Below are 18765 nucleotides of genomic sequence, written 5' to 3' on the forward strand. Positions count from 1 at the left end.
TCTCCAAAAAATCAGACCTCCTCAACGAAGGTCTGATTTTTCTTTACATTCTTTTATCAAAACAAATCCTAACTGCTTTAAGGCCGATTCAAGATTAGCTTCGATCAAAACGCCTTTCAGCGCCGCCGCAAAATGCGGAACTTTTATTGCCATGAACGGCTGAATGCCTGTAATAACTGGCGTCACGCCAATTATTTTAAGAATATTCACGAGCTTCAGCAAGTATTCCCCTACGACAGTGTTGATTTGCAGAACCCCTGACACATCAATGATCAAATAGTCCATCGGTTCGTGGCTGCATTTTTCAAGTACATGCTCGATGATGACTTGCGCACGCGGAGCTGTAATTTCGCCGATTACCGGTACAATCGCCACTCCTTTTGTTACTGGGACGATTGGAGCTGTTAATGTCTGAATTTGGTGGTTCGCTTTTTCCAGTTCCAGTACATAGGTCAATAATGTCGACATCATTTCAAACGTATAGAGCTGCTCTTCAGAGAGCTTGTAATACTGATCGTCCAGTCCACATATTGTTCCGTAGACAGTACCATCGTTGTAATACACCGGAACACCGACAAACGTTCCTTGTCCGTAATTCGCCGCAATGCCCATAGAACGTGTCAGCTCATTTTCAGAAACATCCTCAATCACTAAAGCCTTCGGGCCGTGATTGATGCTCAAACTGCAGAAGGAATGAGGGAGCGGCATGGAACTGCCTTCTTCAATTAAGGCCTTATCGCTGTTGAGTGCTTTAATGATGTGATTGGTGATTCCGTCATTCTTCGCGATAAATAAGGAATTAATTCCGATCTGCTTGCTTAACAACTGAAGTATGTATGCCGCCGCTTCATCGAAGTTACTAAAATTACGCTCTTTTTGAGTGTTTTCCACCTTCATTCCCCCATCCGTTTTATTCAATCTATCTAGTGCAGTGAGCTAAATTCTAAAGCTATTACTATAGGAAAACGAATGCTTTTATTTATTTTTTATATCGATTAGGATTTCAGAAGTTATCCAACAAAAACCAGTTTATCTCAAATATGTATGAATACCTACCTTAATTATACAGTTAAACCCCATTTGTATATATTTAATTTGTGTAACAAATATCTTGGCCGCTTTCTCATGGGTTCATCTTTGTTTCAAAACGGGTATATGCATAACAATAGCATGTGGAGGTGGGAATATGGCAAATGAATTGGATATTCTGGTGTTGGAACAATCCGATACCATGATTTATTTCAGATGGACAGCAACAGAGGACGTCTGCCGCGTTAAGAAAGAAGATCAAGTCGTTTATACCGGCACTCAAAATTTGTTCAAGGACGAAGGATTAAAGAAAGGCGAATTGTACACCTACACCATTGAACGACTGGATTCTTCAGGGAAATGGACCGATAAAATCAAGTTGCATACCGGAACAGAAAACCGCAAACAGGACAGCATCAACCGTCTTGAAGAAATTGTCTTGACGGCGATTGTTTCTGAAAACCGGATTTCTTTAGCATGGGGAGAAATTGAAGGCATTACTGAATTCGACATCTATCAGAATGGCATATTTTTAGAAACGGTGGAAAAAAACCAATACACGGACCGGCAAGTCCCGATGGACCAGGAGTTCACTTACTGGATCCGCGGCAAACGTCCAGTAGCCAAGTCAGAAGAAAGTTTTAGGAAAGAAAAGTTTACAGTGGCAAAAGTCTTTGGTGCATTAAACTGGAATTCCTCACGGGATAAAGCAGCGATGGAAGATTTCTGGCTGACCAAAATAATCGCCCCATTGGATAATTTGCTTTCTGATAAAGAAAAACCAAAAGCTTATCCGGTTTGGCACTTCCGCTATCATACGTTCCTGCCGGACCTGATATTGAAAAACCCGAACCTCTTGTCTCCTTTCCCATATTTCCAAGGAGATGGCCGAGACTTTGATCCTGACTCCCTTCATTACCGGACGCAGGTCAATTTCACGGTGGACTTGAAAGAAGAAGAGTCATCATTTGCCTACGATAAAGACGTCGGTCCGACGATTGGATACAATTGGCGTAAAAAGTTCAGCAAAGCGGATGTCGCCTCTGCTGAAGGAATCGAGTTGGAAAAGATAGAGGAAACGGGCCATAAAGTGTCCATCACTTTAAAACACAGCGTCGGCAATCCCATTACCACGTCACCGAATATCGATTACGAAGTATCCGCTGCCTTTTACCGGGATGGCACATATGACATCATTGGAATCCACGACCAATCACCAAACCACGAAGTGTATTTGAAGGACAGCGACGATGGCGAATGGATCGGAATTCACTTAACTGAAAGTGAAGGTCTTGCCTATATGGCCGGACCGATTGCCAGCCAATATTGGCGGATATCCAACTTCCATTAATATTGTTCCCATTATTCCCGTATACCCAAAGATACCCCGAAGCGCAGTACCTCCGCTTCGGGGTATCTTTAATTATGCTCTTTAAAGCTTCACGGGCGCTTGCGCTTTTCTTATTGTCCAGACTTCAGCGCCCAGCTCTTTGGGTCATAAGCCAACCCAGCTGTGCGGCTGAAAACACGCCACTCTGCTGGTCTGTCTTATGCCCGGCAGAGCTACACGGGCGCTTGCGCTTTTCTGATTGTCCAGACTCCAGCGACCAGCTCTTTGGGTCATAAGCCAACCCGTGTCCAGTTGCAGTGCCTAGCTCTTCGGGATGTAAACCACTCTGGCTATGCAGCTGAAAACATGCTGCTTCGCCAGAGCGTCTTACACCTGTCAGAGCTGGATAGGCACTTCCACTTTTCGTGCTGTGCGGCTGAAAACACGCCACTTTGCTGGTCTGTCTTATGCCCGGCAGAGCTACACGGGCGCTTCCGCTTTTCTTATTTATCTAAAAATCGCTTGCGGATATGAGGCGGCGGCAACATGCAGCTGTCCAACTTGCCGAATACCTTGTAACGGTTTTTGGCTACGATATCATAAGCCCCATCACGGATTGCGCGCGGGAATGGTTTCAGGTAATAGGCCAATTTCCAAAGGCCGGTCAAATGATTGGAAATCATTAAAGCACCTTCGGATTTCACGTAAGCCTGACCATCTTTTATCAAGACTACGCTATCCACATCATCTGGCACTTTGTACTTCTTGGAAAGTTCCTGGCCAATTTCACTTTGCAATGAAGCAAATTGATAATAGCCGGCCGGGTCATGATTTATAATAAACTGAACGCTTGAATCACAAAAGTTGCAATCTCCATCAAATAACACAATGGCATGTTCCATATCTATTTCCTCCTCCACCAAAAATAGTTCTGTTACCTAAATATCCTCTTTTTCCTTTATTGAAACACTTCGTTTGTCGAAACCGTTCCTTGATGGAAAAATAATTTCCAGCCACTTTCTCTTTTTTTCCAGACCGAACTGCGGTTGGTCAACTTTCCCGTCTTTTGATTATGGATTTGATACGTAGTCAAAACAGCAGCCGGACCCAGCTCATGTACGGTAAAAGATTTTATTTCCATCGGATCCGGATTTAAGGGATGGTCTTCATCGTAATGCGAGCGTTTAATCAGTCCACCTGAACTGCCAAATTCATAAAATTCGTCGTCCAGTATTTCGCCGAGCTTGTCTGTCGAAACCCTTACTTCCGGCTTCAGGTGGCTGGATTCCAATTCATAGAATTGCTGAGTTAATTTGTCCATATCCATTCTCCTCATCGCTCATTTCCCGGGAAATAAACCCCCTGGCAATAAAGGCAGGGGGCAAATTTACGTTATTTTATTTGTCGTCTTTAAAGAAATCCTGCGGATCTTCATCAGGCTGATCCTGCGGGGTGTCAGAGGAGCCAAAGTCCTCTACATCTTCAAAGCTGTCCTGGTAATCACGGATGCCATCGTCTTCTTTCTTGACTGGCTGTCCTGTAGAAGCTTGCAGCACATCTTCTTCCGGCGGACGGCTTTCCAAATCGACCTCCTGATCTGCATGATCGATACAGGTCAATGCGGTCGGCAATGCTTCAAGCCGCTCAAATGGTATTTCTTTGCCGCATACCGAACACTTGCCATACGTGCCGTCTTCAATTGCTGCCAAAGCCGTTTTCGCTTCTTCCAGCTCTTCCTCTTTAAACTGCGTCAACGCCATTCCACGTTCCTGGTCATACAGGTCGGTGGCGTTATCTGCAGGATGATTGTCATAATTCGAAAGTTCCGTTGTCTCAAACTCTTCATCTTGTTCAACGCGCTCTTCCAGCGATGCCACTTGTTCTTCCAATTGTTTTTTTAATTGCTTCAGCTGTTCATCCTTCATCCAATTTCCTCCTCAAAAAACTCACTTATCCTATATATTGCCTTTATCGGAGAAATCAAACCTGGAAGTAAACTGGTCGCTGCCGCTCTGCAGCTCAATAATCGTCGAAACGGTCGAGAAGACTCATTAAATAATCATCCAGACGGTGGCGGACTAATTCATCGGACAAGCCCTTCATGCCAAAGGCTTTCCAGCCGGGATACACAACTGGTGATCCATCTAATGTATCAATCAGCGATAAAAGGTCCCAATACGGATCATAAGTAAATGAATTCCCGGCATGTCTCTGGTAAGCCGCCAAAAAATCATTGGCGACTGAAATTCCGTAAAGCTGCGCCAAGTTGACACGGCAATGGCCTACATCAATTCCCGCCGGCCCCCGGCAAGCATTTACCCAGTCTACGATAGCGCTGATTTCTTTGTTTTCCCACAGTACATTAGCGGGATGAAAATCCCGGTGAATAAAACATTCCTGAGCTTCAGGGCGGCTTTCTGCCACAATATAAAAAGCACGCATCCAATCGTTCTGGATCTTGGACCAGGTCGGTTTTTCCAGCAAAAATGCATTATTGTAGGAAAAATATTCATAAGGAAAGCCCTCTGCCTTGGTTTGATGGATTTCAGCTAAAGCAGCTGCCAGGCCATCCAGCCATTTTTCATCGTTAGACGGCTGCAATATGACAGAACCAGACACTTTCGTCATCAAGACTGCCGGCAATCCGCTTTTTTCGCCCGTTTCATCGTAAGTAATTAAATGAGGGACCGGATGGCCAGCTTGTTCAGCAAACTGAAGGCTTTCCGCTTCGTGTTTTGCTAAATCCGGTTCTTTCTCCAACCAATCTATTTTATGGAAAAGCCGCAATACATACGAAAGCGAAACGCCGTTTTCTTCGACAGCCAGTTCAAACAATATGGAAGAAGTTCCGCCTGTCAGCGGCTTGACGCCCATAATTTCTGCAGTGCTTCCAAGCTGTGTCTGTACCCATTGCAAAGCTTGCGCCTGCAATTCATTGCCATAACCTGCTGACATCCTTACCGCTCCTTTCTGCCCACTATTTTAGCTCTAGTGTACCATGAACATCTAAGGGCCTCACTGTGAGATGAGGCAAATTGCCGAGAAAATCATATTTTCTATCACTACAAATACCCGCTATTCAGACCAGCCAGCCGACAAGATTCAAACTTTCAATGAATGATGCATTGACTCCGCCTTTTCAATTTGAATAGTGGCATGCTCGATTCCGCAATGATCATGGACCAGTTTCAATGCCTTCTGAAGGACCTGCTGCTCGTCAGTTTCTTTCGCTACATCAATATGGCAAGTAAATAGATCCAGGCCCGACGTAATCGTCCAAACGTGAAGATCATGGACATCCAAAACCCCTTCAATTTCAATAAGCAATGCCTTCACTTCTTTGGCATCGATGGTGTGAGGCGTTCCCTCCATCAAAATATGGAGGCTGTTCCGGATGATGCCCCAGGCACTCCGCAAAATCAATAAAGCAACAACTACTGAAATAATGGGATCGGCCACTGTCCAGTCAAACAGAAGAATCAATATCCCAGCCACCATCGCGCCTACCGAGCCCAGTGCGTCTCCAATGACGTGCATATAAGCACTCTTCATGTTCAAGTTGCCATGGACATCTGCGTTGCGGTTCAGCACCCAGGCGCTCAATAGATTGGCAAGAAGGCCTACTGCCGCAATTACCAGCATCCAGCCCCCCTGTACTTCCGGTGGTTCAAAAAAACGCCCGATGGCTTCATAAATGATAAAACCGGCAATGACAAATAAAGTCGCGCCATTGATAAAGGCTGTAATGATTTCAAAGCGGTAATACCCATAGGTTTTTTTCGCAGAAGCCGCTTTGCCGGCAAACCAGATAGCGGACAAGCTGAGCGCCAGCGAAACCGTATCCGAAAGCATATGGCCGCTGTCGGCAATCAACGCCAGGCTGTTGGTAAAAAGACCGCCGAAAAATTCCAGCAGCATGATGCCCGCTGTGATGCCGAGCGCCAGGATCAATGCTTTTTTGTTGCCGCTCCTGGCTGTTTCAAAATGATTATGGTTATGATCGTGTCCCATTTCACATTCGCCTCCGTCTTCTTGCTGCTATTTTACCAAAAAGAGCTGTTTGACAACGAATAGCAAGTCTTATAGGATAGGTTAGTATAAGTAAATAACCCGGCGACGGGAGAGGTTCATAGCATTTCACCCTCTATAAAAAACTATGGATTGTCGAAACTCAGCCAAATCCACATGCGATTTGGCTTTTTCTTTTGTCCGTTTTTTATAGCCCTCTTTCAAGCCGGCCATCTAAAAGGAGGCCGTTTTCATGGCAGGAAGAAACGAAGACACACTTGAGCATCTATCATTGCTCGGCAATCAACAAACCAAGTACAAATTTGAGTACGATCCGGATATTCTCGAACCGATCGATAATCTGCATACCCGCGATTATTTTGTGAAGTTTAATTGTCCCGAATTCACGTCGCTTTGCCCCCAAACGGGACAGCCTGATTTCGCCACCATTTACTTGAGCTTCATCCCTGATAAAGCATTGGTGGAAAGCAAATCATTGAAACTTTACCTATTCAGCTTCCGGAATCATGGAGATTTCCACGAAGATGTCGTCAACATCATCATGAATGATTTGATCAAATTGATGGACCCCCGCTATATCGAAGTATGGGGAAAATTCACGCCGCGCGGCGGATTGTCCATCGATCCCTACACCAACTACGGCAAGCCAGGAACAAAATACGAAGAAATGGCATCGTACCGGATGATGAATCATGACATGAATCCTGAAACGATCACCAACCGGTAGGAGGCACCGAACATGTTGCTTTATTTGAACGGCGCCTTTGTCGGCTTATTGATCTTATCGAATATTTTAGCAGTCAAATTGTTCAGCATCGGTGAATGGGCTGTATTGCCGGCCGCCGTCATCGTCTATGTCTTTACGTTTCCAATCACCGATACCATTGCAGAAGTATATGGCAAAGAAGCAGCACGGCAGACCGTCACCGCCGGTTTCGTCACACAGCTTTGCGCATTAGCATTTATTTTCTTTGCCATCCATTTGCCTTCTGCTCCATTTTTTGCAGACCAGGCTTCGTTTGAAACCATTTTTTCTGCAGGTTTCCGCGTTACCTTAGCCAGTCTTGTGTCTTATTTCATCAGCCAGAACCTGGACGTCACCATTTTCCATAAATTGAAACAGCGTCATGGCGAATCTAAATTGTGGGTGCGCAATAACGCCTCAACGATGGCCAGCCAATTGGTGGACACCACCATTTTCATTACCATCGCATTTTACGGAACTATGCCGACCAGTGCATTGCTCGGGATGATTGCTACACAATACGTGTTTAAATGGCTCGTTGCCGCAGCCGATACGCCGCTGGTTTATTTACTGGTCAAACTTTGCAGGCGCGAATTCCAGTCCGGCAAACAAATTTACGGACACCAAAAACCGGAAGCTCTCCACTAGAGCTTCCGGTTTTTACATACATGTATTTATGATGGCAATTGCTTAGACTTTGGCACGTTCTTTCTGGCTACGGCCTTTGACGCCCACTTTCACATCTGCCAGAACCATATCTGCGACAATCGGCAAATGATCAGAAACCGCTGTTTCAATAGCCGCTACTTGGACGACTTCTACATCATTGTCCGAAAAAATATAATCGATTCGCGTTGCTGGCCAAAAAACTTCTGTTGTCTCTTTGTCCACGTAAGGAGCAGGATATGTATAAGCATCCCCTCTCTTCATTTTCAGAAAAGCATCTCTAAACTGTTTGTTCAGCTTTTGCATGTGAACATTTGAAGATGGTGCGTTGAAATCTCCAGCGAGTACGCGCGGGAAACGGCTTTTCCCGGTAATCGCCAGAATTTCATCGATACTGACAGCCAATTCATCGTCTTTCAATGCCAAATGCGTATTGAAGACACTTAAATAAATGCCATCTACTTCAATGACGGTCTCTAAAATTCCCCGCTGTTCGTTATTGCCGAACGGACAATAGACCTGTGTCAGCAGATGGTTCTCGACGTACTTGATCGGATACTTACTTAAAATCACATTGCCGTACTGGCGATTCGGGCGCTCTGAATCTTCAGCAGCAAAATTCATGTTGGCGCCATAGGCTGCATGCATATTCAATCTCTGGCTCAACCAATCTACTTGGTCCACAAACGAACTGCGGTCGGAAAAATAACGGTCAACCTCCTGTAAAGCGATGATTGTAGCACAGGAATCCTCAATGACTTCAGCGGTCTTCTCCAGATCTACTATTCCATCCATCCCTAATCCATGAGCAATGTTAAATGACATGACTTTCACAATCGGTGCTTTCTTTTTCGAACCTTGCATGCAAACCTCTCCTTTTCGTTTAAACCGAATCGTCGGTAGCAGCTTTAATTGGTTTCAGTATACCAAGCTGAGAAGGATTAGCTATAACAGGGGTGTAAAGGTTTGTTAATAGTTTGTAAACCAGAAAAGCGGAAGCGCCCATGTAGCGCTGGAGCTGGACATCATGAAAAGTGGGGTCGGCCGTTCAGCTCATTATAGGCTTATGCACGTTTGAGAAAATATGCGCACGCTTCATTGGATTTGTGCACGTTCAGCAGAACTTGTGCACGTTAAAGCAACTTTGTGCACACTCGGCAACATTTACGCACGTTCATTAAATCTAGACGAAAAAACACAGCCAACCCGATTCCGTCGGATTGGCTGTGTTTTGATGTTCACTGATCCTGAGCCGTGTAGGCAGCAATGGCATCCCTAAGGAACTGTGCGGCTCCCGGCTGCACTTTGTCATAGTATGCTGCAAACCGTTCATCTGCCACATACATCTCCGCCAGCCCCATATGCGCTTCTTTGCTGTAGGATGGCCATGTAAACCCAAGCCATTGGCGATGCAATTCAGCTGTTTGCTGCGCCAGCTCACTCGATGGGTCACCTGTTTTGATTGCATCTGCTAAACGGTCCAACACCTGCTGTTCCAGAAGTGTAAACGCCTGGTATTTCTCTTCACTCATGTTCAGCATTTTGGCATTGGATTGATCGACTACATCGTCGCCGTATTTATCGCGTATTTCGTCGCCATATTGCTGTTCATTGTCATCTACCAGCTTTTGCTTAAATCCTTCAAATTTCTCTTTATCGGCCATGATGCTTTCTCCTCCTTTTGCGGAAATGGTTTTTTCCACATTGATGATCAAGAGGTCCAATTGCATGCGTTTGGCGAGAAGTTTTTCACGGTGCTCTTCCAAAGCTTGAGAACCGTTGAAACCGGGATCGTTGACGATGTTCTTTATCTGTTCCAGCTCCAGCCCAAGTTCGCGGTAGAAAAGGATTTGCTGCAGCTTATCCACTTCCGGCTGGCCATAGATCCGGTATCCCGACGAGCTTTTTCTTGCCGGCTTCAAGAGTCCGATTTCATCGTAATAACGTAAAGCCCTGGTACTGATTCCTGCCAGGTTCCCGAGTTTTTGCACAGTATATTCCATTTCTACACCTCCTGATACATCCACCATACACCTTAACGTTGCGTCAAGGTCAAGCGGTTCAATCAAGTTAATTGCTGCTCAGCAAATTTACGGTAAAGTGAGTGTGAAGCGGTCAGTTCCCGGTGTGTTCCGATTCCTGTCACATGCCCTTTTTCAATAAAAACAATTTTATCAGCATCGACAATCGTCGACAGCCGGTGAGCAATCACCAGCGTCGTCCGCCCTTCCATCAATCGGCTTAATGCCTGCTGCACAATCCCTTCTGATTGGCTGTCCAGGCTGGCCGTTGCTTCATCCATCATGAGGATTTTCGGATCACGCAGAAACGCTCGTGCGATGGCAATCCGTTGGCGCTGTCCGCCGGATAGCTTGACGCCGCGTTCTCCGACTTCCGTATCCAATCCGTCGGCGAAGCTGCGAATAAAATCTTCCGCATAAGCCATGCGAGCCACCCGCCAAAGTTCTTCGGCTGGAATCGTTTCTGAATCCGGCAGGCCATAGGTGAGATTTTCCCGGATTGTGCCGCCCATCATGGCACTTTCCTGAGATACATAGCCGATCTGATCTCGCCAGGAAGCGATTGATATTTCATTGATGGGGATATTCCCAATAGAAATGAGTCCGGATGAAGGTTCGTAAAATCGCTCGACCAAACCAAACACAGTAGTTTTTCCGCCGCCGCTTGGCCCTGCAAAGGCAATCATTTCCCCTGGCTGCGCTTCAAACGATACATCTTCTAGAACCTGTTCCCCGTTTTCATAGGCAAAACTTATTCCTTCCACCTGCAGCGCTTTCCCGGCAATATCCAGCGCGGGCTTCTGTTGCTGTTCTTCCAAAGGCAACTCTAAAATTCCAATGATTCGTTCAGTAGCGCCTTTGGCTTTTTGAAGCTCTGTAAAAAACCGGGCAAAGGTTGCCATCGGAACAATAATCTGAAAGAGATACAATAGAAACGCCACCAACGATCCCGTCGACATTTCGCCATTGGCCACACGGATCCCGCCATAGCCGATAATCGATACAATGACTACCATAACCACCAGGTACATCAAAGGTGCTATCAACGCATAGATTTTCGCTTCTTTCATACCAAGAGCAAATAACTTTTGAATGCCTTGTACCCCTTTGTTTTCTTCAATTTCTTCAGCTGTCGAAGATTTCATTAAACGGATTTCTCCCAAAGTCTGCTGGACATGACCTGTAAACTGAGCGGTTTCATCCTGCAGGTTCCGTGAAATCTTGGCCATTTGGCGGCCTAGGGGGATCATCACAGCAATCGTCAGCGGTACCGACAGCATCATGACCAAGGTCATTTTCCAATCCAGAATGATTAAAATAATCACTGCCCCGATAATTGAAATAATTCCTGTGATGAAGGACGGGAAGTGGTCTGTGATTAAATTTCGGACGATCCCTGTATCATTCACCACACGGCTTACCGTTTCGCCGCTCGAGTGCTGATCGAAATAGCTGACACGCAAACGGATCAATTGTGCCCACATCCGTTCCCTCAAGCCCGCTACCACACGTTGTCCGACCATACTCAGCAAGTAAATCGAAACCCCGTTGATGACGGCTTGAACAATAAATGCCGCAGCGATTCCGAAAATCAGCGGCACACTCAACGAATCAAAGGAAAAGCCATCAACCAGGTTTTTCGTCAACAGCGGTACTACAAGGCCCACGAGTGTGGTGATTAAACTTGTCAGCAACCCAATTGTCAGGGCAAGCTTTGGAATCTTCAGTGACAACAGCAATGAAATGAATGGTTTCAGACCGGCGTCTTGATTTTTGTCTTTCTTCTTCATCTTTAAAGCCCCTATTCGTTTTGGGTTAAGTGAATTTAGCGTAAATGCATGTATCCGTTAACCTTTTGCCGTCTACTGATCGTTCATCGTTGTGCAAAACACCTTCCAGTACAAAGCCCAGTTTTTCTGGAATCGCTCGGCTTTTCCGATTTTCTGTGTCACATTGAATTTCAAGGCGCTTGCATTTAAAAGTTGAGAAAGCCAATTCAGTCAATGCAGAAACCGCTTCTGCCATATAGCCTTTTCCAGTAGCTCTCGAATCCAGCCAATAGCCGATCTCCATTTTCGGCACATCCCATTCAATAGCATGGAAGCCAGTGGAGCCGATAAAGCTCCCTGTTTCTTTATCAAAAACCAGGTAACGCAAAACTTCCTTTTTTATAAAGTTCAAGTGCGCCTCCAGCTGATTGATTTCCGTGTCCTGCGGAGAAGGTTCCGCCTGCGCAAACCCAAGCCATGGCTTTAAGTCATCAAGTGAGGCCTGAATTGCTGCATTCACAATTTTTCCATCTCCAGGCATCGGCATCCGCAAAAGCAAACGCTCCGTTCTTATTGCTGTCGGCACTTCCGGCAATTTCATCGTCATACAGTATCCCCCTTATTTAAATTTCTCTTTTATGAAGCCGAGACTATTTTCCGGTCACGCGGCAGCCATAGGCCAACTATTCCAATGATTGGCAGGAATGAAACGACGACCATTGTTTCGTAGACACCGATGGCATCCATTAAAATCCCAATGACTACTGCGCCGATTGCGCCCATCCCGAAGGCCAAACCAACCGTTAAACCAGCCATCGTGCCAATTTTGCTCGGCACAAGCTCTTGCGCGTAGACAACCGTAACGGAAAAACTCAACATAATGAAAAAACCGATCAATGCCAGGAAAATCAGTACAGCGTAAAGCGGAATATACGGCAGGAAAGCGGCCAGCGGGATCGGCACCAAAATGGAAAGAAGAATGACGTTCTTCCGTCCAATTTTGTCTGCCATAGGCCCTCCGAAAAACGTGCCTGCTGCCCCGACGCCAAGGAATAGGAAGACATACAGCTGTCCCTGCTGGATTGTCAGCCCGTAAGACTCGATCAAATGGAATATGTAAAAGCTCGTCATATTGGTGACGTAGAATGAACGGGCGAAAATAATGATCATCAAAAGCGCCAACGCCACGCCCACTTGTTTTTTGGTCATCTCAGGCAATGAAGACAATAATACTTTCTTCACTTTCTGCAGCTTTTCCTTCTCCAGTTGCTGCTTATACCAAATGGAGATTTTCGATAGGATAAAAATGCCGATCGCTGCAACAAAGAGGAACAAAGCCGCTCCTATCTGGCCGAGTGGAACCAGGATGAATGCGCTGATCAATGGGGCCAGTGCCTGGCCGGAGTTTCCTCCCACCTGATAAATCGATTGTGACAAGCCGCGTTTGGAGCCGGCTGCCATATAGGAAACACGTGAGCCTTCCGGATGGAAAATAGCCGAACCCAACCCCAGGAAAATAACTGAAACAAGAATCATCCAATATTCCGGCGCAAACGCCAACCCTGCAATTCCGAAAAATGAACTCGTCATGCCGAGCGGCAGCGCGTAGGGCATTGGTTTCTTGTCACTAATGAACCCTACAACCGGCTGGAGGACAGAGGCTACCATATTGAGTACAAACGCAATCAAACCCAGTTGCGTAAACGTCAAACCAAGATCCGCTTCAAGTATTGGGAACATGGCAGGAATCACGGCCTGTAAAGAATCATTCAGCAAATGGCAGCCGCCAATCGCAAACATCACCGGATAAACAGGATTTCCGGCTAAAGAAGAAGAACTTATCGCTTTCGCCATGATGTGACCTCCAATGCAAATCTGTAAATTTCAATAGTTTCATTATAGAGGAGTTGAACGTCTTTCGATAACCCCAAATAAAAACACCTGCAGGAAAAACCTGCAGGTGTTTGGTGCCCGAGTTACATCAGCAATTACACAGTCGCTGTTTTCAACTGCTGCCAATTTTCAAGCCTTTTGTCTAAAATGAAATTGCCGAACGGCAAAAACGCTGAAGCGACGGCACCAACCGAGAAACGGAAAGGCCATCTGTAGATGAAGGTCATATAGACAGTCATCAAGATGTAGATGCTGAACAAAGCTCCATGGATCGGTCCGATGACACTGACGGCTTCCGGAAACTCAAAAAAGTATTTTAACGGCATGGCAATGAAAAGCAGAATCAATAGAGAGCTGCCTTCCAGCACGCCCATGAAACGAAATGTCCCTAACGCATTCTTAAACATTCACTATCCCTCACAATCTGCTTTTATTATAGAATTGCAGCAGATGACTGTACAGGGATTAAGGGAAGAAATGGAGAAGCGTTTCGCATCACCCGCAAATTTTCGTCACAAACACAAATCCCATTCTGGCTTTCTTAGCCCAACTTCACAAAAAGCACTTTCAGGTAATCGCCTTCTTTGAATTCCTTTTGCACACGGAAATCACTTGGCAAAGTGAATTCCTCAACGATGCTGTATTTCTTTCCAAGGTCTTTAAAGGCTTTATCGATAAAGCCTTTGAATTTTTTCATTCCAAAAGAGGCACTGTTGGTCGAAGCGACGATGACGCCATTTCTTTCAGTAATGGCAATCGCTTCTTTCATTAAATTCGTATAGTCCTTGGAAGTGCTGAACGTGTATTTTTTTGAACGTGCAAAGCTTGGCGGATCCAAAATGACCACGTCGAACTTCAATTCTTTTCGTTTGGCGTATTTAAAATAATTGAACACGTCCATGACCAGGATGTCCTGTGTCTCAAAATCAATGCCATTGACACTGAATTGCTCGATTGTCTTGCTCGAACTTCTTTTCGCCAAATCGACACTCGTCGTTTTAGCAGCACCGCCAAGTGACGCCGCTACCGAAAAAGCACCGGTATACGAAAACGTATTAAGCACGGTCTTGCCTTTGGCATATTTCTGCCTGATGGTATTTCTGACATCCCGCTGGTCCAGGAATATGCCGGTCATCGCCCCATCGTTCAAGTAAACAGCAAAATTCACACCGTTTTCTTTGACGATCATCGGGAACTCCCCGCGCTCGCCTGTCACGAAATCGTCTTCTTCGATGTACTGGCCTTTTGTATCAAATCGTTTTTTCTGGTAAATGCCTTTGCATTCCGTGACATTCTGCAGCGCTGCAATGATCTCGTCTTTGAAGGTATATACCCCTTCGCTGTACCAGCTGAGCAAATAAAAGCCGGCGTAATAATCAATGATCAGTCCACCAAACCCATCGCCTTCACCGTTGAACACCCGGAAAGCCGTCGTTTCCAGATTGCTGTAGAATGCTTGCCTGCGGCCGATAGCCGTCGCCAGCTTGCGTTCCATGAAATCCTGATCGATGGTTTCACTTTCATCATGCGTCAAAATCCAGCCAAAACCTTTGTTTTGCAGGCCGTAATAGCCTTTCGCCAAAAAGCGCCCTTGCTTATCGGTCAGCTTTAAAATGCTTCCCTCGTTCTGCAAGGCTTCCGGATTCTCCAGGGCCTCTTTAGTGATCAAGGGGTAGCCTTTGGCATATTCCGCCTTGTATTTATCCGTTACTTTAATTGAAATTTCCGATTTCATCGTCTCTCATCCTATCTGTAAAACACCGTTTTGCTTTATAATTAGTGTATACGATAGCTGTCCTGATTCCCACCCTGGCCATGTGATTTTTCCAAAACTGCGCATAGGAGGGATTGCCATGAAGCAGAAGTTCCATGTCTACAATATTTTGTTGACAACAGGGGAATACTTGGAGAACATCCGCATTGAAGGGCCTCTTGAAGACCATTTTTCCGGTGTTGCTCTGAGCCTCTTCCCTGTAGAAAATATGGATGGAAAAACAATCGTTTTGAGCATTTTTCATATCGTCAAAGCAGATTTGATTCATGTGGAGGAATAACGTCATGTTTCTCCTCCTAAAAAAGCGTTTTGCACAAAATCTGCAAAACGCTTTTTTCCTATTCCTGAATCCAATCCCAGGCTTCGTTCATTTCATCCAGTTGAAAATGCTTGATTTCAAGTTTCGGAAGCAGGTTTTCCATTTCCGCTACATGGCCCGGCATATGCGCAGAACTGATGACAGCGAATTTATGGAATTGATTCCAGGCATCCATATTCACTTGCATACTTTGCTCAAGCCCTGTGAAAGGAATGCCGTCCGTTTCGTTTATAATGGCATAAATATTGAACTTTCCCTTATCGGCAAACTTTTCCTGAATGATTTTATTGATCTTCAATGCATCTTCCTTTGTAGCCGCCCCTTCAAATTCAATCGCAATGGTTTCTATGTCTTTACTTGGCACAAATGATAACATAGTTCCCCTCCTCTAATTAGTGGTGGAGCTGATCAGGCTCTGATCCAGTTCCAAGCCTGCTCGGCTTCCCTCGCTTTAAAATGCTTTGCTTCGATGCCCAGCAACAAATCACCAAGATCGGTGATGGTGACAAGCCAATTTTTTTCGCTGACAACAGCCAACTTATTGTACTGGCTCCAACGCTTCATATCGATTTTCACTTCTTCCATCAATGCGTTGATCGTCGGCACCTTCACTTGCCCAATCACGGCATAAGCATTGAAGGGCTGGTCTTTAGAAAACCGTTCACTGATCTCCCGCTCCAGCTCTTGCAGATTTTCCTTGGTTATTGTTCCCTCAATTTTGAAAGCAATAGTCTGTGAATCCTGACTCGGAATGAACGTCAGCATCCTAATTCCTCCTCTTCCATTGGTATATCTGCTATTGCACTCCTTATTCCCTATTTGAAATCTGACAAACGAAGGGATAGAGGTATTTCGATGTCATTTACCGATATATTGCATAAAATATTTCATAGATAGTCTGAATTGGTGTATAATGGTATTAAGAGATATTCATTCATTGGGAGGTTCCCAATCCCATTGCGTGTTTCCGTGTCATAAATTTTGCAGTAAAAAAGGAGAGCTTGCAATGCCTATTCCCGTAAATTATACGAAGCCTGTCCGCGTCTCAGCGAAGGAAAGCGCTTATCTTCAATTGCAGCAGTGGATCATCGATGGCACCTTACAGCCCGAAGAAAAGTTGGTTGATACAGACTTGGCCCAGGCATTGAGTTTAAGCCGTACCCCTATCCGCGAAGCACTTCAATTATTGGAAGTTCAAGGATTTGTCGAGATGTTTCCCGGAAAAGCGACACGCGTCACGAATGTGAAAAAAGACGATCTCAAAAACTTATTGCCTCCCCTCGCTGTTCTGCAGGCACTTGCAGCAGAATTGGCCATTCCAAATCTTGATGAAGACATTTTCAACTTATTGGAAGAAACCAATGAGCGATTCATTAAAGCCATCGACAGCCAGGATGGATTTTCAGCTTTGAAAATTGATCAGGAGTTTCACCAGATCATCGTTGACACCGCTCAAAATCCATATATCCATACCATGCTCGGCAGCCTCCAATCACATGTCAGAAGACAGTTTTTTCATCACTCGCTGATGCTGACGAAAAGCTCATATGACGAGCATGTCCAGATTATCCAGACATTAAAAGAGAAAGATCCGGAAAAAGTGACTCAGCTGATGAAATCCAATTGGATCCGGACCATCGAAGAATTGACTACCGAAAAAAGCTTTTAAATTAATTGAAAAAAGCTGTTACAAAAGCCTCTTCGCTTTTGTAACAGCTTTTTATATGGAAGCCGATCCGATTTTTGGAACGGCCTATAGTTATTGATATTAGGCGTTGTTTTGAGCAACTTGAACTTTCACTTCTTTTTTGCTGCGTGCGATTACCGTGGTGACGGCAATGACGATCAACGCTGGCAAGAACCAGCCAAGCCCTTTGTCGTAAAGAGGCAGGACTGCGGCATAGAAGTCAATTACTGATTGAAGCAAAGCGGGATTATCGACTCCCAACGAAGAAGTTAGGGTTTTGAATCCATCAACAATGCTGATAAAGAATGTGACAACGATTGTCGATACGTACACCAACTGAGCATGTCTGAATAATGGCGACAAGAAAGCCAGGATGATCAAGACAATTGCCAGTGGATAAAGGAACATCAATACCGGGATTGAATAAGTGATGATATTCGAAAGCCCAGCATTAGTGACAACTAACGAAAAGACAGAGAAAATCACAACATACGTTTTATAGCTGATGGAAGGCGTCAACTTATGGAAAAACTCCGAGTTAGCAACAGTTAAGCCGATAGCAGTTGTCAAACACGCCAGAATGATAATGACGGCCAATAAACTGGAACCGAAATTACCGAAATAATGGCCCGAAGCGCCGCTTAAAACAGGTCCCCCTGTTTCCATCAGTCCTAAAGTTGCCGTACTTGTTGAACCGAGCAGAGCAATTCCTGTGTAGACGATGGCCAAAAGAGCAGCAGCTACAACCCCACTTTTTAAAGTCGCGGTTAAGACGCCTTTAGGCGAATTCACACCCAATTTACGGACTGCAGAAATGACAATGATCCCGAAAACCAAGGAAGCGAGTGCGTCCATGGTGTTATAGCCTTCAGTGAAGCCTGTAAAGAAGGCATCGTTTGCATAAGCCGGCTGTGGCGCTTCTTTAGCTCCCATCGGATTAACGAACGATGTAACCAATAAAACACCCAAGGTCACAAGAATCGCAGGCGAAAGGATCTTGCCGATGCTGTCGACCATTTTTGACGGATTCAATGATACGAGCAATGATATTGCAAAGAAGACTAAAGAGAAGACCAATAAAGCAATTGTGGCATTTCCTTCTCCAACAAACGGTGCAATTCCAACTTCATATGAAACAGCGCCTGTTCTTGGCAAAGCGAAGAAGGGTCCGATCGTTAAGTAAAGCATTGCCGTAAAGACCAACCCATAGACAGGGTGAACACGGCTTGAAAGATCTTGTAAGTCATTACTTTTCGAGTAACCGATCGCTAATATACCTAGCAATGGCAGACCGACACCTGTAATCAGAAATCCGAATATCGCGATCCAGACGTTTGTTCCTGCGTATTGTCCAAGCTGCGCGGGAAAGATTAAGTTTCCTGCTCCAAAAAACAGCGCAAACAACATCATCCCTACAACTGCATATGATTTAAACGACAATTTACTATCCATTCCTATTTCCTCCTAAATTCTAAATCCGTTGGCTCGTGTACTTGTATCTAT

The 18765-nt window shown here is 45.2% G+C and carries 21 protein-coding genes and 1 riboswitch; of the genes, 5 read left to right on the plus strand and 16 right to left on the minus strand.

Annotated features, from left to right (window positions below; translation table 11 throughout):
• Positions 1–21 precede the first annotated feature (21 nt).
• The gene (locus QMA04_RS13355) at positions 22–897 is read right to left on the minus strand and encodes an STAS domain-containing protein (protein ID WP_203340651.1); all 876 of its coding nucleotides are present in this window, start codon (positions 895–897) and stop codon (positions 22–24) included.
• 289 nt (positions 898–1186) lie between these two features.
• On the opposite strand from QMA04_RS13355, the gene QMA04_RS13360 reads away from it, so the two are divergent.
• A complete protein-coding gene (locus tag QMA04_RS13360) occupies positions 1187–2380 on the plus strand; it encodes a DUF3238 domain-containing protein (RefSeq protein ID WP_290186350.1) in 1194 nt (397 codons plus the stop codon).
• Between the two features lie 482 nt (positions 2381–2862).
• Here QMA04_RS13360 and QMA04_RS13365 read toward each other — a convergent pair whose 3' ends face one another.
• From QMA04_RS13365 to QMA04_RS13385, 5 genes are all read right to left on the minus strand, one after another.
• Entirely contained in the window at positions 2863–3261 is a 399-nt protein-coding gene (locus tag QMA04_RS13365; protein ID WP_191715200.1) for a thiol-disulfide oxidoreductase DCC family protein, read from the minus strand.
• A gap of 56 nt (positions 3262–3317) precedes the next feature.
• Positions 3318–3680: a nuclear transport factor 2 family protein gene (locus tag QMA04_RS13370; protein WP_191715199.1), complete on the minus strand. Its 363-nt coding sequence runs from the start codon at positions 3678–3680 to the stop codon at positions 3318–3320.
• Positions 3681–3756: 76 nt separating this feature from the next.
• A complete protein-coding gene (locus tag QMA04_RS13375; RefSeq protein ID WP_191715198.1) occupies positions 3757–4284 on the minus strand; it encodes a TraR/DksA C4-type zinc finger protein in 528 nt (175 codons plus the stop codon).
• 94 nt (positions 4285–4378) lie between these two features.
• Positions 4379–5314 carry a phosphotransferase family protein gene (locus tag QMA04_RS13380; RefSeq protein ID WP_290186351.1) on the minus strand — a complete coding sequence of 312 codons (936 nt, stop codon included), beginning with the start codon at positions 5312–5314 and terminating at the stop codon, positions 4379–4381.
• Between the two features lie 147 nt (positions 5315–5461).
• Positions 5462–6370, minus strand: coding sequence for a cation diffusion facilitator family transporter (locus tag QMA04_RS13385; protein ID WP_290186352.1), 909 nt, complete (start codon positions 6368–6370; stop codon positions 5462–5464).
• A 105-nt stretch (positions 6371–6475) separates the two neighbouring features.
• Positions 6476–6523: riboswitch (PreQ1 riboswitch) on the plus strand.
• 97 nt (positions 6524–6620) lie between these two features.
• Between QMA04_RS13385 and queF the strand changes: the two genes are divergently transcribed.
• Entirely contained in the window at positions 6621–7115 is a 495-nt protein-coding gene (gene queF, locus QMA04_RS13390) for a preQ(1) synthase (protein WP_290186353.1), read from the plus strand.
• 12 nt (positions 7116–7127) lie between these two features.
• On the plus strand, positions 7128–7781 hold the full coding sequence (locus QMA04_RS13395; protein WP_290186354.1) for a queuosine precursor transporter: 654 nt from the start codon (positions 7128–7130) through the stop codon (positions 7779–7781).
• Positions 7782–7823: 42 nt separating this feature from the next.
• Here the strand turns inward: QMA04_RS13395 and QMA04_RS13400 are convergent, their stop codons facing one another.
• From QMA04_RS13400 to QMA04_RS13430, 7 genes are all read right to left on the minus strand, one after another.
• Positions 7824–8663: an endonuclease/exonuclease/phosphatase family protein gene (locus QMA04_RS13400; protein WP_191715193.1), complete on the minus strand. Its 840-nt coding sequence runs from the start codon at positions 8661–8663 to the stop codon at positions 7824–7826.
• Positions 8664–9037: 374 nt separating this feature from the next.
• Positions 9038–9802 carry a MerR family transcriptional regulator gene (locus tag QMA04_RS13405; RefSeq protein WP_290186355.1) on the minus strand — a complete coding sequence of 255 codons (765 nt, stop codon included), beginning with the start codon at positions 9800–9802 and terminating at the stop codon, positions 9038–9040.
• A gap of 62 nt (positions 9803–9864) precedes the next feature.
• Positions 9865–11610, minus strand: coding sequence for an ABC transporter ATP-binding protein (locus QMA04_RS13410; RefSeq protein WP_290186356.1), 1746 nt, complete (start codon positions 11608–11610; stop codon positions 9865–9867).
• A 25-nt stretch (positions 11611–11635) separates the two neighbouring features.
• Positions 11636–12196 (minus strand): GNAT family N-acetyltransferase, encoded by a 561-nt coding sequence (locus tag QMA04_RS13415; protein WP_290186357.1) that lies wholly within the window; start codon positions 12194–12196, stop codon positions 11636–11638.
• Positions 12197–12225: 29 nt separating this feature from the next.
• On the minus strand, positions 12226–13443 hold the full coding sequence (locus tag QMA04_RS13420; RefSeq protein WP_290186358.1) for an MFS transporter: 1218 nt from the start codon (positions 13441–13443) through the stop codon (positions 12226–12228).
• 134 nt (positions 13444–13577) lie between these two features.
• Positions 13578–13889 (minus strand): DUF3817 domain-containing protein, encoded by a 312-nt coding sequence (locus QMA04_RS13425; protein ID WP_203340663.1) that lies wholly within the window; start codon positions 13887–13889, stop codon positions 13578–13580.
• A gap of 134 nt (positions 13890–14023) precedes the next feature.
• Positions 14024–15217, minus strand: coding sequence for a class I SAM-dependent rRNA methyltransferase (locus QMA04_RS13430; RefSeq protein WP_290186359.1), 1194 nt, complete (start codon positions 15215–15217; stop codon positions 14024–14026).
• Positions 15218–15335: 118 nt separating this feature from the next.
• Here QMA04_RS13430 and QMA04_RS13435 point away from each other — a divergent pair, with 118 nt between their 5' ends.
• Positions 15336–15536, plus strand: a complete 201-nt coding sequence (locus tag QMA04_RS13435) for a hypothetical protein (RefSeq protein WP_290186360.1) — start codon at positions 15336–15338, stop codon at positions 15534–15536.
• A gap of 58 nt (positions 15537–15594) precedes the next feature.
• On the opposite strand, the gene QMA04_RS13440 is transcribed toward QMA04_RS13435, so the two are convergent.
• A complete protein-coding gene (locus QMA04_RS13440; RefSeq protein ID WP_290186361.1) occupies positions 15595–15951 on the minus strand; it encodes a SpoIIAA family protein in 357 nt (118 codons plus the stop codon).
• Positions 15952–15983: 32 nt separating this feature from the next.
• Positions 15984–16340, minus strand: a complete 357-nt coding sequence (locus QMA04_RS13445; protein WP_290186362.1) for a SpoIIAA family protein — start codon at positions 16338–16340, stop codon at positions 15984–15986.
• Between the two features lie 241 nt (positions 16341–16581).
• On the opposite strand from QMA04_RS13445, the gene QMA04_RS13450 reads away from it, so the two are divergent.
• Positions 16582–17244, plus strand: a complete 663-nt coding sequence (locus QMA04_RS13450; RefSeq protein ID WP_290186363.1) for a GntR family transcriptional regulator — start codon at positions 16582–16584, stop codon at positions 17242–17244.
• 99 nt (positions 17245–17343) lie between these two features.
• On the opposite strand, the gene brnQ is transcribed toward QMA04_RS13450, so the two are convergent.
• Positions 17344–18714, minus strand: coding sequence for a branched-chain amino acid transport system II carrier protein (brnQ, locus tag QMA04_RS13455; RefSeq protein WP_191715182.1), 1371 nt, complete (start codon positions 18712–18714; stop codon positions 17344–17346).
• Positions 18715–18765: the final 51 nt, after the last annotated feature.

Origin of the sequence: Planococcus sp. APC 3900 (genome assembly GCF_030407735.1) — a bacterium.
GTDB classification, from domain to species: domain Bacteria; phylum Bacillota; class Bacilli; order Bacillales_A; family Planococcaceae; genus Planococcus; species Planococcus notacanthi.